Origin of the sequence: Sanguibacter sp. Z1732, from assembly GCF_051020515.1 — a bacterium.
GTDB lineage: Bacteria > Actinomycetota > Actinomycetes > Actinomycetales > Beutenbergiaceae > CALKWS01.
Map to the genome: position 1 here is coordinate 2,505,945 of NZ_CP194857.1, position 24,019 is coordinate 2,529,963.

General features: G+C 69.6%; 23 protein-coding genes. 18 read left to right on the plus strand and 5 right to left on the minus strand.

Annotated elements, in window-relative coordinates; all coding sequences use genetic code 11:
* Window positions 1-68: 68 nt before the first annotated feature.
* From mtrA to secA, 7 genes are all read left to right on the plus strand, one after another.
* Window positions 69-755 carry an MtrAB system response regulator MtrA gene (mtrA, locus tag ACRRRO_RS13300; RefSeq protein WP_424788642.1) on the plus strand — a complete coding sequence of 229 codons (687 nt, stop codon included), beginning with the start codon at window positions 69-71 and terminating at the stop codon, window positions 753-755.
* Window positions 756-774: 19 nt separating this feature from the next.
* Window positions 775-2,469, plus strand: coding sequence for an MtrAB system histidine kinase MtrB (gene mtrB, locus ACRRRO_RS13305; protein ID WP_424796710.1), 1,695 nt, complete (start codon window positions 775-777; stop codon window positions 2,467-2,469).
* Window positions 2,466-4,154 (plus strand): LpqB family beta-propeller domain-containing protein, encoded by a 1,689-nt coding sequence (locus ACRRRO_RS13310; protein WP_424796711.1) that lies wholly within the window; start codon window positions 2,466-2,468, stop codon window positions 4,152-4,154. The genes mtrB and ACRRRO_RS13310 overlap by 4 nt, the downstream gene beginning before the upstream one ends.
* 116 nt (window positions 4,155-4,270) lie before the next feature.
* Window positions 4,271-5,026 carry a phosphoribosyltransferase family protein gene (locus ACRRRO_RS13315; RefSeq protein WP_424796712.1) on the plus strand — a complete coding sequence of 252 codons (756 nt, stop codon included), beginning with the start codon at window positions 4,271-4,273 and terminating at the stop codon, window positions 5,024-5,026.
* A 248-nt stretch (window positions 5,027-5,274) separates the two neighbouring features.
* Window positions 5,275-5,937, plus strand: a complete 663-nt coding sequence (gene hpf / locus ACRRRO_RS13320) for a ribosome hibernation-promoting factor, HPF/YfiA family (protein ID WP_424788672.1) — start codon at window positions 5,275-5,277, stop codon at window positions 5,935-5,937.
* A gap of 7 nt (window positions 5,938-5,944) precedes the next feature.
* Window positions 5,945-7,207, plus strand: coding sequence for a winged helix-turn-helix domain-containing protein (locus ACRRRO_RS13325; RefSeq protein WP_424796713.1), 1,263 nt, complete (start codon window positions 5,945-5,947; stop codon window positions 7,205-7,207).
* A gap of 113 nt (window positions 7,208-7,320) precedes the next feature.
* Complete coding sequence (gene secA / locus ACRRRO_RS13330; RefSeq protein ID WP_434080399.1) at window positions 7,321-10,194, plus strand: preprotein translocase subunit SecA; 2,874 nt, start codon at window positions 7,321-7,323, stop codon at window positions 10,192-10,194.
* A 42-nt stretch (window positions 10,195-10,236) separates the two neighbouring features.
* On the opposite strand, the gene ACRRRO_RS13335 is transcribed toward secA, so the two are convergent.
* On the minus strand, window positions 10,237-10,902 hold the full coding sequence (locus tag ACRRRO_RS13335; RefSeq protein ID WP_424796715.1) for a hypothetical protein: 666 nt from the start codon (window positions 10,900-10,902) through the stop codon (window positions 10,237-10,239).
* 210 nt (window positions 10,903-11,112) lie between these two features.
* On the opposite strand from ACRRRO_RS13335, the gene ACRRRO_RS13340 reads away from it, so the two are divergent.
* Complete coding sequence (locus ACRRRO_RS13340; protein WP_424796716.1) at window positions 11,113-11,712, plus strand: RNA polymerase sigma factor; 600 nt, start codon at window positions 11,113-11,115, stop codon at window positions 11,710-11,712.
* Window positions 11,713-11,854: 142 nt separating this feature from the next.
* Window positions 11,855-12,697 carry a hypothetical protein gene (locus tag ACRRRO_RS13345; RefSeq protein WP_424796717.1) on the plus strand — a complete coding sequence of 281 codons (843 nt, stop codon included), beginning with the start codon at window positions 11,855-11,857 and terminating at the stop codon, window positions 12,695-12,697.
* A 12-nt stretch (window positions 12,698-12,709) separates the two neighbouring features.
* On the opposite strand, the gene ACRRRO_RS13350 is transcribed toward ACRRRO_RS13345, so the two are convergent.
* Both ACRRRO_RS13350 and ACRRRO_RS13355 read right to left on the minus strand, forming a co-directional pair.
* Window positions 12,710-13,234, minus strand: a complete 525-nt coding sequence (locus ACRRRO_RS13350) for an Rv3235 family protein (RefSeq protein WP_424788633.1) — start codon at window positions 13,232-13,234, stop codon at window positions 12,710-12,712.
* Complete coding sequence (locus ACRRRO_RS13355; RefSeq protein WP_424796718.1) at window positions 13,231-14,025, minus strand: LysM peptidoglycan-binding domain-containing protein; 795 nt, start codon at window positions 14,023-14,025, stop codon at window positions 13,231-13,233. The genes ACRRRO_RS13350 and ACRRRO_RS13355 overlap by 4 nt, the downstream gene beginning before the upstream one ends.
* A 127-nt stretch (window positions 14,026-14,152) precedes the next feature.
* Here ACRRRO_RS13355 and ACRRRO_RS13360 point away from each other — a divergent pair, with 127 nt between their 5' ends.
* Complete coding sequence (locus ACRRRO_RS13360; protein ID WP_424788631.1) at window positions 14,153-14,662, plus strand: hypothetical protein; 510 nt, start codon at window positions 14,153-14,155, stop codon at window positions 14,660-14,662.
* Between the two features lie 59 nt (window positions 14,663-14,721).
* Here the strand turns inward: ACRRRO_RS13360 and ACRRRO_RS13365 are convergent, their stop codons facing one another.
* The gene (locus ACRRRO_RS13365; RefSeq protein WP_424788630.1) at window positions 14,722-14,937 is read right to left on the minus strand and encodes a helix-turn-helix domain-containing protein; all 216 of its coding nucleotides are present in this window, start codon (window positions 14,935-14,937) and stop codon (window positions 14,722-14,724) included.
* Between the two features lie 152 nt (window positions 14,938-15,089).
* Here ACRRRO_RS13365 and ACRRRO_RS13370 point away from each other — a divergent pair, with 152 nt between their 5' ends.
* Genes ACRRRO_RS13370 through ACRRRO_RS13380 form a run of 3 tightly spaced genes read left to right on the plus strand, consistent with a single transcriptional unit; the run spans window position 15,090 to window position 17,467 of the window.
* Window positions 15,090-15,728 carry a hypothetical protein gene (locus tag ACRRRO_RS13370; protein WP_424796719.1) on the plus strand — a complete coding sequence of 213 codons (639 nt, stop codon included), beginning with the start codon at window positions 15,090-15,092 and terminating at the stop codon, window positions 15,726-15,728.
* 3 nt (window positions 15,729-15,731) lie between these two features.
* Window positions 15,732-16,988, plus strand: a complete 1,257-nt coding sequence (locus ACRRRO_RS13375; RefSeq protein ID WP_424796720.1) for an AAA family ATPase — start codon at window positions 15,732-15,734, stop codon at window positions 16,986-16,988.
* Window positions 16,989-17,002: 14 nt separating this feature from the next.
* Window positions 17,003-17,467: a DUF6912 family protein gene (locus ACRRRO_RS13380; RefSeq protein WP_424796721.1), complete on the plus strand. Its 465-nt coding sequence runs from the start codon at window positions 17,003-17,005 to the stop codon at window positions 17,465-17,467.
* A 27-nt stretch (window positions 17,468-17,494) separates the two neighbouring features.
* Here ACRRRO_RS13380 and hisN read toward each other — a convergent pair whose 3' ends face one another.
* Window positions 17,495-18,310 (minus strand): histidinol-phosphatase, encoded by an 816-nt coding sequence (gene hisN, locus ACRRRO_RS13385; protein WP_424796722.1) that lies wholly within the window; start codon window positions 18,308-18,310, stop codon window positions 17,495-17,497.
* 112 nt (window positions 18,311-18,422) lie between these two features.
* Here hisN and ACRRRO_RS13390 point away from each other — a divergent pair, with 112 nt between their 5' ends.
* The 5 genes from ACRRRO_RS13390 to ACRRRO_RS13410 all read left to right on the plus strand — a co-directional run bounded on the left by ACRRRO_RS13390 (window position 18,423) and on the right by ACRRRO_RS13410 (window position 23,960).
* On the plus strand, window positions 18,423-20,093 hold the full coding sequence (locus ACRRRO_RS13390) for a hypothetical protein (RefSeq protein ID WP_424796723.1): 1,671 nt from the start codon (window positions 18,423-18,425) through the stop codon (window positions 20,091-20,093).
* The gene (locus ACRRRO_RS13395) at window positions 20,090-21,109 is read left to right on the plus strand and encodes a LacI family DNA-binding transcriptional regulator (protein ID WP_424796724.1); all 1,020 of its coding nucleotides are present in this window, start codon (window positions 20,090-20,092) and stop codon (window positions 21,107-21,109) included. Before ACRRRO_RS13390 ends, ACRRRO_RS13395 begins: the two co-directional genes overlap by 4 nt.
* 75 nt (window positions 21,110-21,184) lie before the next feature.
* Window positions 21,185-22,243, plus strand: coding sequence for a glycoside hydrolase family 172 protein (locus ACRRRO_RS13400; protein WP_424796725.1), 1,059 nt, complete (start codon window positions 21,185-21,187; stop codon window positions 22,241-22,243).
* A gap of 155 nt (window positions 22,244-22,398) precedes the next feature.
* The gene (locus tag ACRRRO_RS13405; protein WP_424796726.1) at window positions 22,399-23,022 is read left to right on the plus strand and encodes a KpsF/GutQ family sugar-phosphate isomerase; all 624 of its coding nucleotides are present in this window, start codon (window positions 22,399-22,401) and stop codon (window positions 23,020-23,022) included.
* Window positions 23,023-23,042: 20 nt separating this feature from the next.
* The gene (locus ACRRRO_RS13410) at window positions 23,043-23,960 is read left to right on the plus strand and encodes a ribokinase (protein WP_434080400.1); all 918 of its coding nucleotides are present in this window, start codon (window positions 23,043-23,045) and stop codon (window positions 23,958-23,960) included.
* Window positions 23,961-24,019 lie beyond the last annotated feature (59 nt).

The following is a 24,019-nucleotide window of genomic DNA, read 5'->3' on the forward strand; positions in this document are numbered from 1 at the left end:
GACAATGAGGACATCTTTGCATGGACAACCAACAGCCGGATTCGGCCCCGGGGTGGGACACTAGGCGGATGGAAGCACGCGTTCTGGTAGTAGATGACGACGCCGCGCTCGCGGAGATGATCAGCATCGTGCTGCACTCCGAGGGATTCACCACCGAGACCTGCGGCGACGGCGCCGCCGCCCTCGAGGCCTTCCGCACCACCCAGCCCGATCTGGTGCTGCTGGACCTGATGCTGCCGGGTGTGGACGGGATCGAGATCTGCCGCCGGATCCGCGAGGAGTCCGGGGTGCCGGTCGTGATGCTCACCGCCAAGAGCGACACCGCTGACGTGGTGCAGGGCCTGGAGGCCGGCGCGGACGACTACATCTCCAAACCCTTCAAGCCCAAGGAATTGGTGGCCCGGGTGCGCGCCCGGCTGCGCCGCCAGGACTCCGAGGGTTCGGAGCAACTGCCCATCGGGGACCTGGTGATCGATGTGTCCGGGCACCGGGTGCTGCGCGGCACCGAGGTGATCAACCTGACCCCGCTGGAGTTCGACCTGCTGGTGGCGTTGGCCCGCAAGCCGTGGCAGGTCTTCTCCCGCGAGGTGCTGCTGGAGCAGGTCTGGGGTTACCGGCACCAGGCCGACACCCGGCTGGTGAACGTCCACGTGCAGCGTCTGCGGGCGAAGGTGGAGAACGACCCCGAACGGCCCGAGGTGGTCGTGACCGTACGCGGCGTCGGGTACCGGGCGGGAGCACCGTCGTCCTCCTGACGGTGAGGTGAGTACGCACATGGCAGAACCCGCGTCCGGTTGGGAGCGAGTCCGGGACAGCCGGGTCCTCGGTCCGGCCCGGGCGCTGATCCGGGTGTGGCGCAGTTCGCTGTGGGTGCGCGTGATGACCACCACCGTGGTGGTGGGGCTGGTGGCCGTGGGAGCGCTGGGCGCGTTGTTGTCCGGCCAGGTCCGCGACGGGCTGTTCGAGGAACGGCGCGACCAGATCCTGGCCGATGCGGCCGCCCGTACCGAGGCCGCCCAGGAGCGGTTCGACTCCCAGATCGCCTCCAACGAACAAGACGTGCAGGATGTGGCGCTCGACGTCGTGCGGTCACTTCAGGAGGGTTCGGTCGGCAATGCCGGGGTGCTCCTGATGCGCGGCCCGGAGGCGGAGGGTCCCACCGATCTGCTGCTGCCCGTGACGGACGGGGCTCTGGCAGAGCTGATCGAGCCCGAACTGCGCGAGGCGGTACGGGCCGAGTCCTTCCAGCAGTGGCAGTCCGTCTCCCTGCCCGCGGCCGTGGAAGCCGGGCCCACCCCTGGTATCGCGGTGGGCTCCACGGTGACGCTTCCCATCGTGGGGGAGCACGAGATCTACTTCATCTACTCCCTGGCCACCGAGGCCCAGACCCTGGAGGTGCTCCAGCAGGTGCTGGTGGTGGGGGCGGTGAGCCTGATCCTGCTGCTGGTCGCGATGGCCTGGTACCTGGCCCGCCAGGTACTGGACCCGGTGCGGGTTGCCGCGCGAACCGCCAGCCGGCTCGCGGACGGGCGCCTCGACGAACGCATGCCGGTGCGGGGTGGTGACGAGCTGGGTGTGCTGGGCAGCGCCTTCAACGACATGGCCCAGAGCCTGCAGGACCAGATCGAGCGGTTGGCCGAGTTGTCCCGGATGCAGCAGCGGTTCGTCTCCGACGTCTCCCACGAGTTGCGCACCCCGCTGACCACGATCCGGATGGCCGCCGAGGTACTGCACGCCGAGCGTGACTCCTTCGATCCCGTGCAGGCCCGGTCCGCGGAGTTGCTGGCCACCCAGGTGGACCGGTTCGAGTCGCTCCTGGCCGACCTGCTGGAGATCTCCCGGTTCGACGCGGGCTCGGCGGTGCTGGACGTGGAGGAGGTCGACGTTTACCGGGTGGTCGAACGGGTGGTCGAGGAGACCGCCCCATTGGCCGACGGGCATGGATCGGAACTGAAACTCAGCGCACCGGAGGGCAACTGCGCCGCCGACATCGACCCACGGCGGGTGGAGCGGATCCTGCGCAACCTGCTCGTGAACGCGATCGAGCACGGGGAGGGTGGTCCCATCGAGGTACAGGTCGGGGCGAACGAGGCCGCGGTTTCGGTGACGGTGCGCGATCACGGCATCGGGATGACCGCGCCGGAGGCGAAGCGGTTGTTCGACAGGTTCTGGCGTGCGGACCCGGCCCGCACCCGCACCCTGGGCGGCACCGGCCTCGGTCTGGCGATCTCGCAGGAGGACGCCCGGTTGCACGGAGGCACCCTGGAGGCCTGGGGAATTCCCGGTGATGGTGCCAACTTCCGGCTCACCGTGCCGCGCCGGGCCGGTTTGACCGTGACCGAACACCCCCTCGCGCTCGTACCCGAGCGCCCGGAGGTGCCGGTCAGCCCACGGCACGAGCCCGAGGACCCGGCCGGCCCCGCGACCGTGCCGCGCCTGGCCGACCACGACCTGGAGATGGGCCGATGAGGGGCCGGTGGGTGCTGGCGGTCCTGACCGCCGCCGCGCTGCTGACCGGCTGTGTCTCCTTCCCCGAGTCCGGTCCGGTGACCCGCGGGATCGAGGGAGCGCCGGAGCCCGAGGCGATCTCCCTGGTGGCCGAGGAGCCCCAGCCCGGGGACTCCCCGGAACAGATCGTTCGCGGGTTCCTCGCCGGGGCCGCGGCCGGGACCACCGACGACTTCACCGTTGCTCGGCAGTACCTGACCGAACCGACCGCCGAGGTGTGGAGTCCGAGCGCCCAGGTGACCGTCTACTCCGGGGCGAACCCGTTCGAGGTGACCGAGACCGGCGAGGGCCAGGTGGAGGTCACGGTGACGGTGTCCGGGACGGTCGATGGTACCGGGGTCTACACGCCGGCACCGGTGGAGACCAGCGCGACGCTGGAGTTCGACCTCCGCCAGGACGAGCGGCAGCAGTGGCGGATCGACGAACTCAGCGACGGCGTGCTGCTCTCGGAGGTGATCTTCGGGTCCCAGTACCGTCAGATTCCGTTGTACTTCCTCACGCCCGATGCGACCATGCTGGTGCCCGACACCCGCTGGTATCCCCAGCGCAACGCCCCCACCGCCGCCATGCGTGGATTGCTGGCCGGGCCGGTGGAGTGGTTGGACGGCGCCGTGTTCAGCGCCATCCCCGCCGACACCGCGCTGTCCTTCGCCGCGGTGACCGTCTCCGCCGGCACCGCTCAGGTGGACCTGACCCCCGAGGCCTTCGCCGCCGACGCCACCGCCCGGCAGTTGATCCGCAGCCAGGTGGAGCAGACGTTGCTCGGCCTGCCCCAGGTGCAACGCGTGGAGATCACCGTGGACGGCGTGGCGTGGGACTCCCCGGTCGATGGCCTGGACGTCACGCGCGACCCTGCGGTGGGCCGTTCCCCGGTGGTGCTGGACGTGGAGCAGGAGGTGCTGGGCTCCTTCAACGAGATGGCCACTGAGCCGATCACCCCGCTCCCCGATGTGTTGCCGGTGACGGAGTTGCAGCCGCGGGCTCTGGCGATCGGCTACGACGGTGAGCCACCGGTGATGCTCGCCGGGACCGACCACCTGGTCACGGTGCCCACCGAAGCGGCACCCGAGCCGGTGGTGCTCGCCCAGTTCCCCGACCTGGTGGCGCCCAGTTACGACCGGCACGGGTGGGTCTGGACCGGCCCGGCGGCCAACACCGGTGAACTCCTGGTGGTACGTGCCACCGAGGAGGTCCGGCCGGTCAGCGCCGAACTGCTCGCCGACGCCGAACTGCTCGCCGCCCGGGTCAGCCGTGACGGCACGCGCTTGGCGGTGATCGTACGCATCGACGGAGGCGTCTCGGTGGAGGTGCACGCGGTGATCCGGGATGAGGCGGGCGTACCGCTGCGGCTGAGCCAGGGCGTGCAGGTGGTACGTCAACTGCGCGAGGCCAGCACCCTGGTGTGGGTGGACGAGCAGCACTTGGCGGTGCTGGGAGTCTCCGGAACAACCAACTCGGTTCACCTGACTCCGATCGGTGGCCTGACCCAGCAGTTGCCCACGGTCCCCGAGGTGGTCGACATCGCCTCGGCGCGCGGTGCGCGGGAGATGTATGCCAGCACCGAAGAGGGTGACCTGTACGCCCGCAGTGGCCTGGGCTGGCGCAAGGTCGGGGAGAGTATCGCGCTACCGACCTTCCCCGGCTGAGCATCTGCGCCACGGTCGAGTCCTCCGATGCACAGGCAGGCGCCCGCTGCGGCGGCGTCCCCAGCCATCCCAGCGACGCTGGTGACCTACCCGAACTCCCGGGCACCCTGACCCCGATGGGGATACTCAGCGCCCTGGTGGCGACCTGCCGTGACGTCGGATCGGACCTGACGTCCCTGCTGCTGCCGCTCGGCTGTGCCGGTTGTGGCACCTGGGACATGGCGATCTGCCGGCGGTGCCGCGGGCTGTGGCAGCAGCGACCGCGCCGGTGCGAGTCCGACACCGTCTACCTGGCCGCGCAGGACCACCCGCCCCGTCCGGGTCTACCGGTGTGGGCGCTGGCGCCCTACCGCGGCGGCCCGCGACGGATGGTGCTGAGTTGGAAGGGGCACTCCCGCACCGATCTGCGCTCGTTCTTCGCCGGCGTCGGATACGGTCTCGGCGGGGCATTGGGTGGGGAACTGACGCGCCTGCTCACCGGACCAGCCGCACCGGTGCTGGTGCTGCCCGCACCGTCGGGGTGGCGGCGCCGGCTTCGCCGTCAACTCGTCGTCGCCGATCTCGCCCGAGCCGTCGGCGCGGGCCTGGGGAGCACGGGTCACCGCGTGGACGTCCAGGATGTGCTGCGCACCCCCGATGCGTCACTGCACCGTCTGGGCGCCTCGGCGCGCCGGTCCTCCCGGCGGGTCAGCTTGGCGCGCCGGACCGATCCGCGGTCATTGCGGACGGCCGTGGTGCTGGTGGACGACGTGGTCACCACCGGGGCCACACTGGCCGCCTGCCGCACGCTGCTGCGGGAGCACGGGGCCAACGTGGCAGGTGCGGTGGTGCTGGCGGCCACTCCGGGCCCGGGCAGCGCTACCTGGCAGTGACCCCTAGGACCTATGGCCGGGGCCCGGCTCGGCCGGTCCGAATAGGCTGTGGGCGCAGACGATGCCCGTTCAGTTGGGCAAAACCGGGACGGGCGCAGTAGCGTCTGATCATGGAACTGAATCGAGAATCCGGACGGGGGGGATCGACTCCGCACGAGCCATTGGGCCGCACGGGCCGCAGTGGCGCAACACCCCGCTCAGGACCGGTGAACACCGCTCCCGAACTCTTCTTGACACCGGAGGTCGTCATGGAAATCGTCGTCGTCTCTCGCCACACCGAGGTGCAGGAGCGCTTCCGCAGGCACGCGGAGGAGAAGTTGGCCAAGGTCAGCCAACTCTCGCCCTACGCCCAGCGCGTCGATGTGGAGGTCACCCACGAGCGCAACCCGCGTCAGGCGGACAAGGCAGAGCGGGTGGAGTTGACGGTGAGGGCCAAGGGTCCGGTGGTGCGGGCCGAGGCCAGCGCACAGGACCGGCACGCGGCCCTGGACCTGGCGGCGGGAAAGCTGATGGAGCGACTGCGGCGAGCCCGGGACCGGCGAAAGAACCACAAGGGCCGTCCTGCCGCGCCCCCGTGGCAGGACGTCGTCGCCCCCGATCTGGTCACCGACGTGGTGGAGGAACCCGCGCCCGAGTCCAACGGTCCGACCGCACCCACCGAGCCCGGCGTCGCGGTGGAGGATCAGCTCGGGGACTCCCCGGTGATCATCCGCCAGAAGATGCACGAGAGTAAGCCGATGACGGTGGACCAGGCGCTGGCCGAGATGGAACTCGTGGGCCACCCGTTCTACCTGTTCATCGATTCCGAGACGGACCAGCCCTGCGTGGTCTACCACCGCCACGGGTGGACCTACGGCGTGATCCGGTTGAACTACTCCGCCCAGCCGCTGGAGAGCGTAGCCAGCCGATGAGGTGGCGATGAGCCGATCCGCACTGCCCTCGCGCCGGCTCACGCCGGCGCAGGCCCGCCGAATCGCCCTCACCGCACAGGGTCTGGCCGGCGCACCGGCGCAGGCCAGACCCGCCGGGGCGGTGACGATGCGCCACCTGCAGTCGATGATCAACCGGGTGGGGTTGCTGCAGATCGACTCGGTGAACGTCCTGGCTCGCGCGCATCTGCTGCCGGTGCTGGCCCGGCTGGGTCCCTACGATCCGGCACTGCTGGACCGTGCCACCACGGGGAGTGCCTCCCGCCCCCGGCGGCTGGTGGAGTGTTTCGCGCACGAGGCGGCACTGGTGCCGCCCTCGACCTACCAGTTGCTGCGCTGGCGGATGACGGGACCGCGCGTGAGCGCCCGGCTGGCGTCCTTGCGGCTCGAGCACCCCGGGTTGTTGGGGCAGATCATGGGGCTGATCACCGAGCACGGCCCGGCTACCGCCGCTCAGATCCACGCCGAACTGGGACACGAACGCGGGCCGAAGGAGCACTGGGGGTGGAACTGGACGGTGGCCAAGCAGGTGCTCGAGGCCGCCTTCGCCGCCGGGTTGCTGGCGTGCGCCCACCGCAACAGACAGTTCGAACGTGTCTACGACCTGCCCGAGCGGGTGCTCCCTGCGCACCTGCGGCCCGAGGACGCGCCGGACCGGGCCGAGGCGATGATCGAGTTGGTCAAAATCGCCGCCCGTGCCCATGGGATCGGCTCGCCACGGTGCCTGGCCGACTACTTCCGGATGCCGGTTGGCCAGACCAGGGCGGCGATCGAGCACCTGCTTGCCGCCGGGACGCTCGAGCGCGTGCAGGTGCACGGATGGGACGCCCCGCTCTACCGCTACGCGCAGGCTCCGGTGCCCCGGTCGGTTCATGGGCGGGCGCTGCTGGCTCCGTTCGACCCGCTGGTGTTCGAGCGGCGCCGGCTGCGGGCACTGTTCGGCATGCACTACCGGATCGGGATCTACACCCCCGCCCATCAGCGCACCCACGGTTATTACGTGCTGCCCTTCCTGTGGGGTGAGGATCTGGTGGCGCGCGTGGACCTGAAGGCCGACCGGGCTGCCGGCGCGCTGGTGGTGAACCACGCCTTCGCCGAGGACGGCGCCGCGACACCGGGCGCACGTGCCGCGATCGCGGCACCGCTGGCTGCGGAACTGGGCCAGGTGGCCACCTGGTCGGGCCTGGGCACGATCACCGTGGCCCAGGGCGCCGGTGGGGACCTCACCAGCGCACTGATCGAGCAGTTGTAGGGCCCGCGCCGGCAGGACCGCAGGATCGTTCGGTTCGGTCCGGGAGCCAACTCGCATACCATGGACACCGCCGGGAACCACCGGCTGCTCCGCCACACACTCTGGAGACCTGCGTGCCTTCGATCCTCGACAAGATCCTGCGGATGGGCGAGGGGAAGATCCTCAAGACTCTGCGTGCCCTGGCCGACCAGGTCAACGCGCTGGAGGAGTCGGTCAGCGACCTCACCGACGCCGAACTGCGCGAAGAGACCGACCGGTTCACCGAGCAGGTCGCCGGCGGAGAGAGTCTGGACGCACTGCTGCCCGAGGCCTTCGCCGTCGTCCGCGAGGCCGCGGTACGAACCCTGGGTCAGCGCGCCTACGACGTGCAGATCATGGGTGGCGCGGCGCTGCACCTGGGCAACATCGCCGAGATGAAGACCGGTGAGGGCAAGACGCTGGTGGCCACCTTCCCGGCCTACCTGAACGCCCTGTCCGGCAAGGGCGTGCATGTGGTCACCGTGAACGACTACCTGGCCCGCTACCAGGGCGAGTTGATGGGGCGGGTGTACCGCTTCCTGGGCATGGAGACCGGGCTGATCGTGGCCGGGCAGAAGCCGGACGAGCGCCGGAAGATGTACGCCGCTGACATCACCTACGGCACGAACAACGAACTGGGCTTCGACTACCTGCGCGACAACATGGCCTGGTCGAAGGATGAACTCGTCCAGCGCGGCCACAACATGGCCATCGTGGACGAGGTGGACTCGATCCTCATCGACGAGGCGCGCACTCCGCTGATCATCTCCGGCCCGGCTGCCGGGGAGGCGAACAAGTGGTATTCCGAGTTCGCCCGGCTGGTGCGCCGGATGGAGCGGGACGGCGACTATGAGGTCGATGAGAAGAAGAAGAACGTCGGGGTGCTGGAGTCCGGGATCTCCAAGGTCGAGGACTACCTGGGCATCGAGAACCTGTACGAGTCCCTGAACACCCCGCTGATCGGCTTCCTGAACAACGCGATCAAGGCCAAGGAACTGTTCACCCGGGACAAGGACTACGTGGTCCTCAACGGTGAGGTGCTGATCGTGGACCAGCACACCGGCCGGATCCTGGCCGGGCGCCGCTACAACGAGGGCATGCACCAGGCGATCGAGGCCAAGGAGGACGTGGCGATCAAGGCCGAGAACCAGACCTTGGCCACGATCACGCTGCAGAACTACTTCCGTCTCTACGACAAACTCTCCGGAATGACCGGTACCGCGATGACCGAGGCCGCGGAGTTCCAGAACACCTACAACGTCGGCGTGGTGGAGATCCCCCCGAACCGGCCACTGGCCCGGATCGACCAGTCCGACCTGGTGTACAAGAACGAGGACGCCAAGTTCAACGCCGTCGTCGAGGACATCGTGGAGCGGCATGCCAAGGGGCAGCCCGTCCTGGTGGGGACCACCAGCGTGGAGAAGTCCGAACTGCTGTCGAAGATGCTGAAGAAGCGTCGGGTGCCCCATGAGGTGCTCAACGCCAAGCAGCACGCCCGTGAGGGTGCGATCGTGGCGATGGCCGGGCGCAAGGGCGCGGTCACGGTGGCCACCAACATGGCCGGTCGTGGTACCGACATCATGCTCGGCGGGAACGCCGAGCACATCGCGATCTCGGAGATGACCAGGCGTGGCCTGGACCCCACCGAGAACCCCGAGGAGTACGAGCAGGCCTGGCCGGGCGTGCTGGAGCAGGCCCAGGAGTCGGTGGCGGCGGAGCACGATGAGGTCGCCGAACTCGGCGGACTGTACGTGATCGGCACCGAACGGCACGAGGCGCGCCGGATCGACAACCAGTTGCGCGGGCGTTCCGGACGTCAGGGCGACAAGGGCGAGTCCCGGTTCTACCTGTCCATGGGCGATGACCTGATGCGACTGTTCAACGCGGGGTTGGCCGAGCGGTTCATGAACGCCTCCTCCTACCCCGACGACATGCCGTTGGAGTCGAAGATGGTTACCCGCGGCATCGCCAGCGCCCAGGGGCAGGTGGAGAGCCGCAACTTCGAGATCCGCAAGAATGTCCTGAAGTATGACGACGTGCTGAACCGGCAGCGCACGGTGGTCTACGAGGAACGTCGTCGGGTGCTGGAGGGGGAGGATCTGGCCGACCAGGTGCAGACCTTCATCACCGACGTCATCACCGGCATCGTCACCGCGGCCACGGCCTCGGGCGTTCCGGAGGAGTGGGACACCGACCAGCTCTGGACGGACCTGAAGACGGTCTACCCGGTCTCGATCACGGTGGAGGACCTGGAGGAGGAAGCCGGAAATCGTGCCAGGCTGACCACCGACCAGCTCATCACAGAACTGGTCTCGGACGCCAAGGTCGCCTACGCCCAGCGCGAGGAGGAACTGGGTGAGCAGGTGATGCGCGACGTCGAGCGCTCCGTGGTGCTATCGGTGCTGGACCGCAAGTGGCGCGAGCACCTGTACGAGATGGACTACCTCAAGGAGGGCATCGGGCTTCGCGCGATGGCCCAGCGCGACCCGTTGATCGAGTACCAGCGCGAGGGCTTCGACCTGTTCGCCGCGATGAACGAGGCGATCAAGGAGGAAGCGGTCGGCTATCTCTTCCACGTCGAGGTCAAGGCACCCGAGGAGCAGCAGGTCGACGGCGTGAGCATCGTGGCGCAGGAGGGCGAGGCCGACGGCGCCATCGCGCCGGCCGGTGTGGAGCCGCGGAAGGATCAGTCGAAGTCGGGCAAGCGGGCAGGCGCGTCCCAGCGGGACGACCAGCGGCGGCGGGACGGTGAGCGTGCGGACCCGCTCGGTCTGGGTGTGCCGCAGCGCCCGACCGGGTTGCGTTACAGCGCGCCGAGCGCGGACGGCGACGGCGCCACCACCGTGACCACCGGCGGTGGCCAGCGAGGCAACCAGCAGGCCGCCCCGGCTTCCGGTGGCAACCGGGAGCAGCGCCGACGGGCGGCCAAGGCTGCCCGCAACGTCGCTGAGCTCGGACCGGCTCGCTGAACTCGGACCGGCTGAGTCACCGAGCCGGCCCGAGTCGCCGCCTCAGAACCTCGCGCAGGTGCCACCCCAGTTGGAGTGGCCGACGACGTTCTGCCGCCAGATGTGGGCGGAGTAGGCACCATTCTGGGTCTGCGCCTTGGAGATGGACCGGGTCTGTCCGCTGCTCCAGGTGGTCTGGGCGCCGGTGTGCCAGGTGGTGCCGGTGGGGCAGTGGCTCGCGTTGGTGGGGATCCGGTAGATGCGCAGGAATCCGGTCGTCGCGGCCGAACCCCGGTTCTGCCAGGAGGCCGTGATCCAACTGCCCGATGAACTCAAGCAGATCGTGCCGGGCCCGCGGGTGCCGTAGTTGCACCGCGTTCCGCGCGGCACCGACGCGGTGCGCGCCTGCGTGGAGGTCGAATCCTCCATCTCCGCGGTGGGCTCCTCGCACTCCTCCACGCGGTCCACCCGGACGGTGGACAGCTCCGCGGGTGCGCCCATGGCAGCGTTGTAGCCGGGGTCTACCTCGGTGGTGAACTCGATCTCGAGCAAGGTGCAGCCGCGTGCTGCGGAGTCCGCGGCCCAGTCGTACCGGCGGGCCTGGTCCAGATCATGCTCGGCCCAGGCCTGCCACTGCGCGACCGACGCATGGGTGGCCGGGGTCTCGTCGTCGTCCTGGCCGGGGCCGGCATGCTGGGTGGCGCCGGCAGCGCCGCCCAGGGCAGCCATTCCGGTCCATGCCAGGGCGAGTGCGGCCAGAGTGCAGGTTGATCGAAGCAAGGGTCGACGTGCCGACATAAGTCCTCCAGTGGCGTCCCGGCCACCCCCGTGGAGGCCGGTTCCCCAGGAGAATACGCACGTGATGCGGCACCTGCACCAGTGTCGGATGTAACAACTGCACCGGTGCCGGCAATAGACAGGGTATGGAGGAGGTACTCGTTGCACGACGCCGACGCCGACGCCGACGCCGACCGGCAACGGCTCACCGCCCTGTGGGTGGAGCATGCCGATGCTGTGCGCCGGTTCGCCCGGCGACGAGTCGAGGTGACCGAGGTCGAGGACGTCGTCGCCGAGACGTTCGCCGTCACCTGGCGCCGGATCGATCAGGTCCCGGCCACCGCGCTCCCATGGATCTACGCGGTGGCACGCAATGTGATCGGGACCAGGCTGCGCAGCGAGGGTCGCAAGGAGGCCTTGCTGGCGAAAGTGGCCGCCGAGCCGGCGGGGCAGATGCCCTCGGCGGAGGTGGAGGCGGTGGAACGGCTGCATCTTGCCCAGGCGTGGTCGCAGTTGACCGAAGCCGAGCGCGAGGTGATCGCGCTGGTTGCCTGGGAAGGATTGTCCAGTACCGAGGCGGCCACGGTGATGCAGTGCCTGCCCTCGACGTTCGCGGTCCGGCTACTGCGGGCCCGGCGCAGGCTGGCGCACCTGCTCGACCGTGGTACCGGAGAGGGGGCGGGGCCGCACACGGGTTCGCTGGGTGAGGACGAGCCGGCCGCGCGCTCGGTCAAGGCAAGGGGAGAGGGGGACTCGCGATGAGCCACGCGATGGAGGGGAGGGTGCACCCGAGGTTGATTGGGACGGGGCCCGGGTGCACCAACCGGGGGAAGCAGGGGGAGGGCGTGAGGTGCGGTGGCCGCCCCCGGTACGGGAGCGACCACCGCACCGGGGGTGATCGGTGATGCCTCGCACCGGACCGCACGGGGTGCTTGCGCGGTTGGGCGCGCTGGATCCGGCCCGGGACCTCCCGGACCAGGGCGCCACGGCGCAGGATGAGGCGCTGCACCACATTCTGAACTCCCCGCGGCGGCCGCAGGCCGGGGACTTCGTGCCACAGCGCCGGACCGGACCGATGGTGGCAGCCAGCGTGCTGGTGGTGCTGGCGCTGGCCGTGGGTGCGTTGGTGTGGATCTTCTCCACCCCGCCGGTCTATGCCACCTGGAGCGCCCAGCCCGAGCCCTTCTCGGCCGGCGATGCCCGGGTGGCCCGGGAAAAGTGTCCGATGGTCGCTCACGAGATCGTGGGGGATCCGGACGATCCGGAGGTTCGGCAGGTGGGTCTGGAACCGGTGCTGATCGATGTTCGCGGGGAGTACACCTACGTGATCAGCGCTGATGACCAGGGCCGGTTCGCCGAGTGCTTCGTGACCCGGGGCGAGGAGAGTAGTGCGGTGTCCAGCGACGCCGGGTTCTCCGCCGACGCCTGGGACTCGGTGACGATCGCACCGGCCCAGGGGGTGCAGGTGCTGCACGCCGGCACCGCCACGTGGAGCCGGGAGGGCGAGGAGCTCCCGGGAGCGCTCACCTCGGTGTTCGGGCGAAGCGCGCACGACGTGGAGCAGGTGATCCTGGTGACCGAATCGGGCGACCGGGTGCACGCGTCCGTGCAGGACGGGTGGTGGGCGGCCTGGGCGCCGGGGGATGAGTCCATCGTCGGTGAGGTGACCGTGGTGACCACCGACGGTAGGACCCACCAGCAGGAGTTGTTGGAGGGCGACTCCGCACCGGTGGAGGAGCCGCGCTGAGCATCGGCCTACTCAGCCGATGCTCAGCGCGGTGGCGCACCAGCGCCCCCGGAGCACTTCCAGGCGCAGCGCCACCGCACGCATGCGGCGCCCGTCATGCAGCACGACCGAGAACTCCCATGTCGTGGCGCTGACGGCGCAGCCGTGCACGCGCCGCGGGCGCACCTGGGCGGGCCGGTCCGGACGACCGGCTACCTGCACTCCGAGCAGGGCCCGCCGGTTCAGGGCAGCCCAGAGGTCGGCGTCCATCCAGCGGATGAGTTGCGCCGGCGGGCGCTGTCCCTGCAGGACCTCCACCGCGGCACGGGCCAGGGTGGCCGCCCAGCTCGCGGGGTCCGGTAGGTCGGTGTGCCCGGACCCGGCATCCGCGCCGGCCGGGGCGTCCCCGGTGGACTCCCGCTGCGGGCCGGTGAAGCGGACCCGGTCCCACTGTGCCCGGACCGGATCGGGGCGAACCCGGAGTTCCCGGGCTCGCCGGGGCGGTAGGGCGGTGACCGGTTCAGGGCTGCGGGACCGCCGGGTGCCGACCGCGGTCATGACGCACGCCCCTCGGGGTGGGTGAGCTCCTGGCCCGGATGGATCAGATCCGGGTCGTCACCGATGACGTCGAGGTTTGTGCGGTACCACCGTGGCCACCAGTCGGCGACCTCGGCCGGTTCGGCCTGCTCGCCGAGCGAGTGCGCGGCCACTGACCACAGGGTGTCGCCGGGCTGGACGACGTAGACCGGGCCGGGCGGATCGTCGACCCCGGATGCGACGTCCTGCTCGGTCCGGTCGTCCTGCTCTGGTGGCTCCTGCTGGTCCGGCTCTGCCCCGCCGTGCGTGCCGTACCCATCGTCCGGCGTGGAGGACTCGTCGTCGTCCTCGCCCTCGACCGGGCCGGGGTCCTGGGTCGGTGTCCACGTCAGGTGCACCGGGTTCGAGGCGACATCGTCTCCATCGACCGCGTGGGCCGGGCCCAGGAGGGCACCGGCAACCAGGACGGCCCCGGCACCACCCCCCAGCAGCCGGCGCACCGCCGGGGCGCCGGCCCGGCGCACCAGCCGTTCCCCGCCGGACCAGACCAAGCCGGTCAGCCGCATGGCCAGGCACAGCGCGGTGATCGTGCCGCTGAGTACGTACCAGGCCAGCAGCACCAGGCCCAGGCCCACGAGTACCGCGGCGGTGGCCGCGTCGATTCCTCGGCCGGTTCCCTGGCCGAGTCCCCGGAGCAGGTCCAGCAGATGGGCGGTGCCGAGCCAGAGCGCCCCGGAGCCGGTGGCAGCCAGGACGCTCGCCCCCAGCAACCGGCCCCCGGTGTGCGACACCGTTGTCGTCCACTTCGTCATCATAATCCCCTATACGTATCAGTTCGTGTCAGTTCATGATGGTAAGTGGTGTTATGTGTACACGGGTCGGCTGTGATTGTCCAGAGGTCGGCCGGTGCAGGGCCGGACGGATCGCTACGGTGAACAGATGCGCTGGGATGATCTGTTCGCTGACCTGCAGGCGCAGTTCGAAGCGGCCGCGGACGAGCATGTGCCCATGCAGGTGGCCGAACTCGCCGAGGCAGAGATCGCGACCACGATGCTCCCGGACCGGTGGCGGGCCCGGCGCGGGGAACAGTTGCAGGTGCGGCTACGGGACGGTTCGGACCGCGACGGGGTCGTGAGCGACGCGGCTCAGGACTGGCTCGTTCTTGCCCGAGAGGCTCGCCGCAGCCTCATCCCGCGCTCCGCGGTGGTACTGGCCAGGCCACTGGGACCCAGCGCACCCGAACCCACCCGGGTAGAGCGCGGGCTGGGGCTCGGTCACGTCCTGCGTGCGCTCGCGCAGGAGCACCTGGCCGTGGTGGTGCACACCATCGCCGGCACCTACCGTGGCCGGTTGGCGCGGGTGGGCGGCGACCATTGCGACCTGGTCGATGCGCGCGGCGTGGTCACGATCGCCTGGTCCGGACTGGTCAGCGTGGAGTCCGGCACCTGAGTGGCCTCGGCCACCCATGGCCGGTGGAGATTCTGACGCTCGGATTCTCGACCGCGGAGTCAGTCCACCCGGCCTTCCTCGCGCAGCCGCTCCTGGGTCCGGGCGTACATGCGGTCGATGTAGTCCTGCAACTGTGCGTCCTCGATCCGCCAGGTGCCCTTGCCGCCGATCTGGATCCCCTTGAGTTCCCCGCTGCGTACCAGCGCCCGCACCTGTGACATCGAGATCGAGAGGATCTCGGCCACGTCGGCAAGGGACAGGAATCGCTGCTGCATGAGCCCATTCTGGCATCCCGGTGGGACAAATCGCCCGGCATGAACAAAGCCCCTGTGCATAACTCCTACACGAGGGGAGTGTTCTTGGCACCATAGGACGGGCGTAAGGGCACTGATCCACGCAGGGCTGGAACGCGCAGGGGAGGGCGACGGTGGACGAGACACCAGGGGGACTGCGGATGCGCCGGCCGAGTTGGCGCGATCCGCGGCTGGGCATCGGAGTGCTTCTGGTTGCGGCCTCGGTCGCACTGGGCTCCTGGGTGGTCACGCAGGCCGGGGCGACCGTGCCCGCCTACACCGCCAGGGAGGTCCTGGTACCTGGTGAACCCATCACCATGGATGATCTGGAGGTGGTCCAGGTCCAGATGTCCGGGCTGATGCAGACCTACCTGACCCCCGAGGAAGACGTGCCGGCCGATGCGGTGGTGCTGCGCACCGTCGGTGCCGGGGAACTGGTGCCGGCGGCGGCGATCGGCAGTGCCGTCCAGTTGGACCTACGACCGGTGACCATCCCCACCGACGCCTCGGCGGCGACGTCGTTGGCACGCGGCAGCCGTGTGGACGTGTGGGTGGCCCGGCCGGACCCACAAGGGAGCATCGGCGCAGTGCTCCCCCCGGTTCAGCTTCTGCCGGACGTTCAGGTCGCTGAGGTGCTCGAGGACACCGCCTTGTTCGCCGGCGCAAACCAGGTGCACGTCCAGGTCCTGATCGCGGAGGCCGACCTGGCCGACGTGCTCGAGGCGCTGTCCTCCGGCGCCGAGGTGATCCTGGTGCCGGGTCCGGGTGCGTAGCCGATGAGCCTGGGCGTGCTGGTGGCACTGCCGGGCGGCGTCGAGGAACGCCTGGTCCGGGACGTCGCCGCGGCCTCGGACATGACGGTGACCCGGCGCTGCGCCGATGTCGCCGAACTCCTCGCCGCCGCCATCGCCGGTGTCGGCGTGGTGGCGGTCACCGACGCAGAGTCCGGCATCGACCGGATGGCGATCGACCGGCTCGCCGCTGCCGGGGTCCCCACCGTGGTGGTGGCCGGCCCGACCGAGCACGCTCGGGTGCGCCAGATGGGTGCCGTGCCCGCTGATCCCGATGCGGACCTGGTCTCCGCGATCCGTGACGTGGCTGGGCGCGGAGTGGTGCCCGTGTCGGCCCCCGTCGAGCCGCCGGTGCCCGATCCGGCGCAGACGAAGGGTACGGGCCGGCTCGGCACCGTGGTCACCGTTTGCGGTCCTCCGGGATCCCCGGGCCGGTCCACGATCGCGGTGAACCTGGCCCACGAGATCAGCGGGACCGGGCAGGGCGTGCTGTGCATCGACGCCGACATCTGGGGCTCCGCGCTGGCCCAGATGCTCGGCGTGCTCAGCGAATCGGCCGGGCTTGCCGCTGCGGTCAGGGCGGCTGACCAGGGCACCCTGGACGCCACTGCGTTGGCCCGCATCGCCTGCGAGGTCGACGGCGGGCTGCATCTGCTCACCGGGCTGCCCCGGGCGTCCCGTTGGCGTGAGATCGGCGCGGCGAGCCTGCGCAGCGTCGTCCAGGTTGCGCGCACGGTCTACTCATGGGTGATCATCGACGGCCCGGTGCGGGTGCCCGATGACGACGGCGACTACGAGCCGATGCTCACCGCCGGACGCAACGCTGTGGCCGCCGCGGTCTTGGATGAGGCCGATGAGGTGCTCGTGGTCGGCGCGGCCGAACCCATCGGGATCGAGCGGCTGGTGCATACCGTGCTGGACCTGGAGGAACTGCCGCGCCGCACCGTGGTGGTCAACCGGGTGCGCGCAGGTGCCGCCGGCCCGCGTCCGCAGGACTCGGTGCGCGAGGCGCTGGCCCGCTTCGCCGGGATCAGCGACCCGGTGCTGATCCCCGACGACCGGAACGCGGCCGATCGGGCCCTGTTGACCGCCTCGACCTGGGCGGAGGCCGCGCCGAAGTCCTCGGCCCGTCTCGCGGCTCAGGCCCTGGCACACCGGATCAGCGGCACCGCCCCGGTGCGGGCCGGGCTGCGCGGACGGCTGCGCGGACGGCTGAGCGGACGGCTGCGCCGGCCCGGATAGGACACACTGTGACCATGCGCGTCTATCTCCCAGCCACGCTGGCCGACCTGGCCGGCACCGAGGGCCTGCCCCCGCGCCGCGGCCATGCCCTCACCCCTGCCCTCGCCGCCGCGCTCGGCACCGCAGGCGGTGACAGTGACGACGCCGAGGCAGGGGAGTTCCAGGCCCTGGTGGCGGCCGCAGCCGACAGCCTGGCCATGCTGCGGGACCGCGGTCATGAGCCGCCGGTGCGGGTGGTGGTCGCGGCCGATATCGACGATGTCGAGGTACCGCAAGGCGATCCGGAGCCCTCGGCGGTGTTCGCCCCGGCCGTACCTTGGCGCGCCGTGGTCTCCTTCCACATCGACGACCGAACAGACCTCGCCGGCGCCGCCCAGTTGCGCGGGGCCATAGCCGGGCAGGCCGGAGCCGAGGAGGCCGTCGCCGAACTGGACCTGCTCTGGTACGACGTGAGCGAGCGCGCCGATCTGCTGACCTGACGAGCCGTGTCGTGACGCCCGGGTGACCTACTGTGCGGGCCGGGCCAGGTAGCCCATCACCGCGTCGTGCAGGTGGGTGTTCGTGGCCAGCGCGTTCCCACCGAAGGGACCGTCGGCCCCGGCCAGCGAGGTGAATCGGCCGCCCGCCTCGGTCACGATCGGCACCAGAGCCGCCATGTCATGCAGCGCCAACTCGGGTTCGCACGCGATGTCGACCGCGCCCTCGGCGACCATCATGTAGGACCAGAAGTCTCCGTAGGCGCGGGTGCGCCACAACGCCTCGGTCAGGTCCAGGAACGCATCAAGCAGCCCGATCTCGTCCCATCCGTCCAGACTGGAGTAGGACAGGGAGGCATCGGCCAGATCGCGGACCCCGGAGACCTCCATGCGGCTGGCCGCCGAGAGGGCGCGGCCAGTCCAGGCACCGGACCCGAGCGCGGCCCACCATCGACGTTGCAGTGCCGGCGCCGAGACCAGCCCGAGCACCGGTTCGCCGTCGTCGACCAGTGCGATCAGGGTGGCCCAGACCGGCACGCCCCGGATGAAGTTCTTGGTGCCGTCGATCGGGTCGATCACCCACTGACGCGAACCGTGCCCGGTGGCGCCGAACTCCTCGCCCAGGACCGCGTCTCGGGGCCGGGTGCGGCTGAGCTGGCCGCGCACGATCTCCTCGGCGCTGCGGTCGGCATCGGTGACCGGCGTGGTGTCCGGTTTGGTCTCCACGTGCAGGTCGAGGGCCTTGAACCGGGCCATCGTCTGGGCGTCGACCTGGTCAGCGATCACGTGCGCCAGCCGCAGGTCGTCGTCGTAGCGGGGGCGTCGCGGGGCGGTATCGGTGCTCACCCGGTCACGGTAGCGCCCGGCGGGGCCCGGGAGTCCCAGGTGGCGGGGCGGGGCGCCGCAAACACCGGAGAGATGTTCGCAGGCCAATGGGTAATCGATTACTATCGGTGCCATGGCAGCGGATGATGATGTCGAGGGTGCTGCGTCGTCGGACTTCTTCGCGGTCGCGCACGTGGGGGCGGCTGCGACCCTGAGCACGTCTAGCGACGGAGATCTGTGGCCGAGCGCATGGGCTGACGATGGTGCGTTGTACACCGCCTGTGGGGACGGTACCGGGTTCGCTCAGGACGACTTCGCCGACATCGTGGTCAACCGCATCGAAGGGCACCCCCGCACTGGATTGGAGGGTGCCCGGCTCGCTGCCGGGCGCGAGGTGAGTCCGGTATGGACTGACCCGGCCACGTTCAATTCCAAGCCCACCGGCATGGTGGCAGTGGACGGTAACGGCGACGGGCGTGATGAGTTGTACCTGGCGGTGCAGGACTTGCGCTGCGGCGAATCCCCGGACACCTTCAACACTGCTCCGGCTGCGGGCATCGTGTGCTCCGAGGACTACGGCCGCACATGGGACCAGGGTTCAGGAGTGATGTTCACCGGCGAGTTCACCACGGTGATGTTCTTGGATTTCGGGCAGAGCAACTCCGGGGTCTCAGTTCTCGGCGACTGCCAGCCGATGGTCTATGCCTACGGTCTGGACCACAACTGGCGCACGTCCTACTCCGGCGCCGTGCCCGACCCGGTCGACCTCTTCCTGGCCCGGGTACCCGCCCGGGCGGTGCAGGACCGCGACGCCTGGGAGTTCTTTGCCGGCCACCGGGCTGATGGCAGGCCGATGTGGAGCGTGCACCTGCAGGACCGGATTGCGGTGCTCACCGACCGTCGGCGCACAAGTCGGTGGCCGTCCCTACCCGGTGTGTCGCCGCGCCCCGACGGGACGATGATCGCCCAGGGCGGAGTGGTCTATAACGCCGGACTGCGGCGGTATCTGTATTCCTCCTGGACCGAATACACCTTCGAGTTCTACGAAGCGCCTGCCCCTTGGGGGCCGTGGCGGCACTTCCTCCGCCGGGACTTCGGTCCGCTCAGTGGTTGGCTGGGTCCCAAGGTCGACCTGGCCCACCACGGCGGCTATGCCACCACGATCCCGAGCAAATTCATCTCCTCCGATGGTCGGGATGCCTGGGTGCAATCCAACTGGTTCTACCGGGCCGGCAGCTACCCCGGGAATTCCTATCAATTCTCGCTGCGTCCTCTGCGCCTTGATCCTGAGCGGCAAGGCGCCGCCCAGAAGCATCCGAGCCGGACGAACCTCGCCCGCATACCCGGAGTGCATCCGATCGCCAGCGCGTCCCGAAACGGACGGCTCGAGGTCCTCAACGACGGCACCAGCGCGCGTGCCGAGGACTCCTGGAACGGATTGCGCCAGGAGCAGGACTGGTGGGGCTACACCTGGCCGGCGCCGATCCGGTGCAATCAGGTAGTGCTGAGCACCGGACCCCGGGACGCCGGAGCGGGCTGGTTCGCGCAGCCGCCAGTAGTGCAGGTGCGCCGGAGCGGGCAGTGGGAACACGTTCCGGCCCGGATCAGCCCGCCCTATCCACCGGACTCCACCGCTACCGGTGCGCGCCGGTACACCTTCGATTTCGGCCCCCAGGTGACCACCGGCGTGCGGCTGTGCGGGCCCAGTGGTGGCTGGGGTGGTTACACGTCAGTCAGTGAGATCGAGGTGTACCTGCGTGAGGAGGCGTCGACGGGCGACGACTATGGGAGCATCGAGACGTGAGGCGACGTACTGTGCGGATTACCGACGTTGCCCGGGAGGCCGGGGTCTCCACGGCAACGGTCTCTCGAGTGCTCAACGGTGCCCCGTCGGTGGATCCAGAGCTGGCCGAGCGGGTACGCGCCGCCGCAGCAGCAACTCGGTACGTACCCAACTCCAACGGCCGGGCACTGCGCCGCCAGCGCGCCGACATCTGGGCGGCAGTCGTCTCAGATGTGCAGAACCCGTTCTTCACCTCGCTGGTGACGGCCGTCGAACACGTCGCCGTCTCCGCGGGCTACTCGGTGATGTTGTGCAACACAGACGAACAGCTCGACCGCGAGAGGGCCTATCTGGAGGCGGCCATCGCGCAACGAATGGCCGGCGTGGTGGTGTCTGTGACGTCGGAGCAGCACTCGGATCTGACGCCACTGCTCGATGCGCACATCCCCACTGTGGTGGTCGACCGCCGGGTGCAGGGTTTCACCGGGGACACCATCCTGATGGACAATGTCGAGGCCGGGCGACTGGCGGGCCGCCATCTACTGGACCTGGGCCACCGGGAGGTCTTCACCATGGCAGGTCCCTCAGGGGTGAGTACCACCGAGGACCGGCTGCTCGGGATCCGTGAGGTCCTGGAGGCCGCGGGGCTGCCGATGCAGGGCCGGCACCTGGTGCGCACCGACCTCAAAGCCGATGAAGCCGAGACGGCGGTGCGAGCCATGCTGGACCGGGCGGACCGTCCGACGGCCATCTTCGCCAGCAACGGCCCGCTGAGCACCGGTGCTTACCGCGCGATCCAGCGCAGCGGCCTCCGCATGCCCGACGACATCTCGTTGTTGGGCGTCGACGATGAACGGTGGACCACCATGGTCAACCCCAACCTCACCCTGATCGCCCAACCGGTCGAGGCTCTGGGCCGATTGGCGGCGGAGCGATTGCTTGCCCGGGCCGCCGACGATCAGACCGAGGCCGTGCACGTCCTGATGGCACCGGAGATGAAGGTCCGCGGGACCACCGGGCCGGTTCCGGCTTCCTGAAGCAACCAAGCGCGGCGGGCTCCGGGCCGGGCCGCCGTCACGATGCCCACCGACAATGGCGAGGAAATGAGAAGGATGCACCGAGATATCGCAGCCCTGCGTGAGACCGAGACCAGATCGATCAGCCCCGAGAACCCCACTGGCGAACGGGGTGGGGGCGCTCGCGCGACGGACGGCACGGGCGCAGCGGCAGCCCGTGACCTGGGAGTCGGCTGGAAGGTCTCACCCAGTGTGGCGATCGCCCCACACAGCACCTACGACCTGGCCCAGATCGCCGGTCCGGGTCGGATCACCCACATCTGGCTGACCACCCACACCAGTAACTGGCGACGGCTCCTGCTGCGCGCGTACTGGGACGGTGCCCAGGAACCGGCCGTCGAGGTTCCCGTCGGCGACTTCTTCGGTCAGGGCTGGGGGCAGTTCGCCCAGGTGAACTCGGCCATGATCGCGGTGAATCCACACGGTGGGTTCAATTCCTACTGGCCGATGCCCTTCGCCGACGGGGCCCGGCTGACCCTGGAGAACCTCTCCGATGACGAAGCGATCGTGTATTTCCAGGTCACGTATGAGATCGGGGAGCAACCGGGATCTGCGCGACTGCATGCCCAGTGGCGTCGCTCGAATCCGCTGCCGGAGGCATCCCCCCACGTACTCCTGGAGGGCGTGCAGGGCCGCGGGCATTACGCCGGGACGTATCTGGCCTGGGGAGTGAACTCCTCCGGGTGGTGGGGAGAGGGTGAGATCAAGTTCTATCTGGACGGTGACCAGGCCGGCGGGCACCCGACCATCTGCGGCACCGGTACGGAGGATTACGTCGGTGGTGCCTGGAACTTCGATGTCCCGGGGCAGGGATACACGACGTTTTCCACTCCCTACCTGGGGATGCCGCAGGTGATCCGCCCCGATGGGCTGTACCGGTCCCAGCAACGCTTCGGCATGTACCGCTGGCACGTGCCCGACCCGATTACGTTCCACTCCGAACTCGCCGTGGACATCCAGGCGCTGGGATGGCGCAGTGGCGGACGCTATTTGCCGCTCCGCGACGACATCGCGTCGGTGGCATTCTTCTACCTGGATCGCCCCAGCACCCGACGCCCGCCGTCGCCGGTAGCCGACGCCCTGGAGATTCTCTGAGGTGAGGCTTGACCACGGCTGACGCTGTGCCCTAGCATCGGGTAATCGATTACCAGTAATCGATTACCCAGAGGTCAGCGCTGACGGAAGAGGAGCCCGATGTCCGTGCGATGCCGAATCGGCTGCCTGGTCACCCGGCCGGGAAGGCCGCGGCGATGACGGGGCTGCGAGCCGAGCTCGTGGCCGCGCGGGAGAGCCTGCAGGTTGAAGTCGAAGCCTTGCGGCGCAGCATCGACACGGTACTGCCCGCGCTCGGCGCGGCGCTGGACCTGATCCGCTCCCGACCCGGGAAAGTCGTCGTCTCCGGATTGGGCAAGTCCGGTCTCATCGGTGCCAAAATCGCTGCCACACTGGCCAGCACCGGAACCCCTGCGCACTTCATGCACGCCTCGGACGCCTTGCACGGGGATTCCGGATCGGTGGCTGCCGGTGACATCGGGATCCTGATCTCCAACTCCGGGACCACCGCTGAGGTGTGCCAGGTGGCGAGGATGCTGGCCTCCTGGGACGTTCCCGTCATCGCGATGACTGCAGAACCCGCCTCACCGCTTGCCGAGTCAGCGCAGGTATGGCTGGACATCTCGGTGCCGCGCGAGTCGGATCCGCTCGGGCTGGCACCGACCTCCTCAGCGCTGGTGACTCTCGCCGTCGGCGATGCGCTGGCCGCAGCGCTGATGACCCGCTCAGGATTCGACGCCGGAGCCTTCGGCGAGCGCCACCCCGGCGGCGCCCTCGGTCACTCCACCCGAAGGACGGCTGACGCCGGGGGCCGACGGTGAGCGGGTCGGTGCAGGTGTGCGTGGTCGCCTCGTTCATGTACGACATGGTGGCAACGGCGCCGCGGATGCCCGAGATCGGGGAGACCCTGATGGGAACCGGATTTGCTACCTACGTCGGCGGGAAGGGCTTCAACCAGGCGATCGCGGCGGCCCGTGCCGGGGCCACCACCGGGGTCATCGGGCGGGTGGGCCTCGATCCGTTCGCCGCCGAGTTCCGCGAGTTCCTGCAGACCGAAGGAATCGACGACGGGAATCTGGCCGCCGACGGCGAGCACGGCACGGGTGTGGGGCTACCGGTCGTGGACGCGCATGGGCGGAACGCCATCATCATCGTCCCGCGAGCCAACCATGCGCTGAGTGCGCAGGACATCGAGGCGGCGCGGGAGAAGATTGCCGCGGCGGCGGTCCTGGTGCTGCAACTGGAGGTCCCGATCGCCCCGGTCGTCCATGCGGCCCGGATCGCGCGGGCAGCGGGTACCACCGTGATCCTCAATCCGGCACCCTATGCGCCGCTGCCACCGGAACTGGTGGAACTGGTGGACGTCCTGGTGCCCAATGAGGTGGAACTGCGCCAGATGGTGCCCGGCGAAGGCGCATTGGACCGCGCCGCTGAGATGCTGCAGCTCAGCAGTGGCTGCGCCGTGGTGGTGACCTGCGGGGCCGCCGGCCTCCTCGTGGTCGGCAAGGAAGGCCGGCTCTTGCGGGTTCCGGCCCACGAGGTGCAGGTCGCCGACACGATCGGTGCCGGCGATGCCTTCTGCGGAAACCTTGGTGCGCGGCTCGCCCTGGGTGACGCCTTGCTGACCGCGGTGCGGTACGCCAACGCAGCAGCGGCGCTGGCCGTGACTCGCCCGGGAGGGGCCCCCGCAGCACCGACCGCCACCGAGACGGAGCGATTCGTCGCCAGTCGCGATCGGAGTTTCAAGGCCGACCCTTGACCGCGAGGTTCAAGGTGCGATGAGATGGGTAATCGATTTCCCAAAGGAGCGAATGAGAA

Excerpts from the sequence above, each read along its gene's own strand:
- ACRRRO_RS13335 (WP_424796715.1), bottom strand. The coding sequence starts at position 10,902 with ATGGCTGCCCTGGGCGGCGCTGCCGGCGCCACCCAGCATGCCGGCCCC.
- ACRRRO_RS13400 (WP_424796725.1), top strand. The coding sequence starts at position 21,185 with ATGCACCGAGATATCGCAGCCCTGCGTGAGACCGAGACCAGATCGATC.
- ACRRRO_RS13310 (WP_424796711.1), top strand. The coding sequence starts at position 2,466 with ATGAGGGGCCGGTGGGTGCTGGCGGTCCTGACCGCCGCCGCGCTGCTG.
- ACRRRO_RS13375 (WP_424796720.1), top strand. The coding sequence starts at position 15,732 with ATGAGCCTGGGCGTGCTGGTGGCACTGCCGGGCGGCGTCGAGGAACGC.
- ACRRRO_RS13315 (WP_424796712.1), top strand. The coding sequence starts at position 4,271 with ATGGGGATACTCAGCGCCCTGGTGGCGACCTGCCGTGACGTCGGATCG.
- ACRRRO_RS13405 (WP_424796726.1), top strand. The coding sequence starts at position 22,399 with ATGACGGGGCTGCGAGCCGAGCTCGTGGCCGCGCGGGAGAGCCTGCAG.
- ACRRRO_RS13350 (WP_424788633.1), bottom strand. The coding sequence starts at position 13,234 with ATGACCGCGGTCGGCACCCGGCGGTCCCGCAGCCCTGAACCGGTCACC.
- ACRRRO_RS13355 (WP_424796718.1), bottom strand. The coding sequence starts at position 14,025 with ATGACGAAGTGGACGACAACGGTGTCGCACACCGGGGGCCGGTTGCTG.
- ACRRRO_RS13365 (WP_424788630.1), bottom strand. The coding sequence starts at position 14,937 with ATGCAGCAGCGATTCCTGTCCCTTGCCGACGTGGCCGAGATCCTCTCG.
- hpf (WP_424788672.1), top strand. The coding sequence starts at position 5,275 with ATGGAAATCGTCGTCGTCTCTCGCCACACCGAGGTGCAGGAGCGCTTC.
- ACRRRO_RS13380 (WP_424796721.1), top strand. The coding sequence starts at position 17,003 with ATGCGCGTCTATCTCCCAGCCACGCTGGCCGACCTGGCCGGCACCGAG.
- mtrB (WP_424796710.1), top strand. The coding sequence starts at position 775 with ATGGCAGAACCCGCGTCCGGTTGGGAGCGAGTCCGGGACAGCCGGGTC.
- ACRRRO_RS13345 (WP_424796717.1), top strand. The coding sequence starts at position 11,855 with ATGCCTCGCACCGGACCGCACGGGGTGCTTGCGCGGTTGGGCGCGCTG.
- ACRRRO_RS13360 (WP_424788631.1), top strand. The coding sequence starts at position 14,153 with ATGCGCTGGGATGATCTGTTCGCTGACCTGCAGGCGCAGTTCGAAGCG.
- ACRRRO_RS13325 (WP_424796713.1), top strand. The coding sequence starts at position 5,945 with ATGAGCCGATCCGCACTGCCCTCGCGCCGGCTCACGCCGGCGCAGGCC.
- mtrA (WP_424788642.1), top strand. The coding sequence starts at position 69 with ATGGAAGCACGCGTTCTGGTAGTAGATGACGACGCCGCGCTCGCGGAG.
- ACRRRO_RS13390 (WP_424796723.1), top strand. The coding sequence starts at position 18,423 with ATGGCAGCGGATGATGATGTCGAGGGTGCTGCGTCGTCGGACTTCTTC.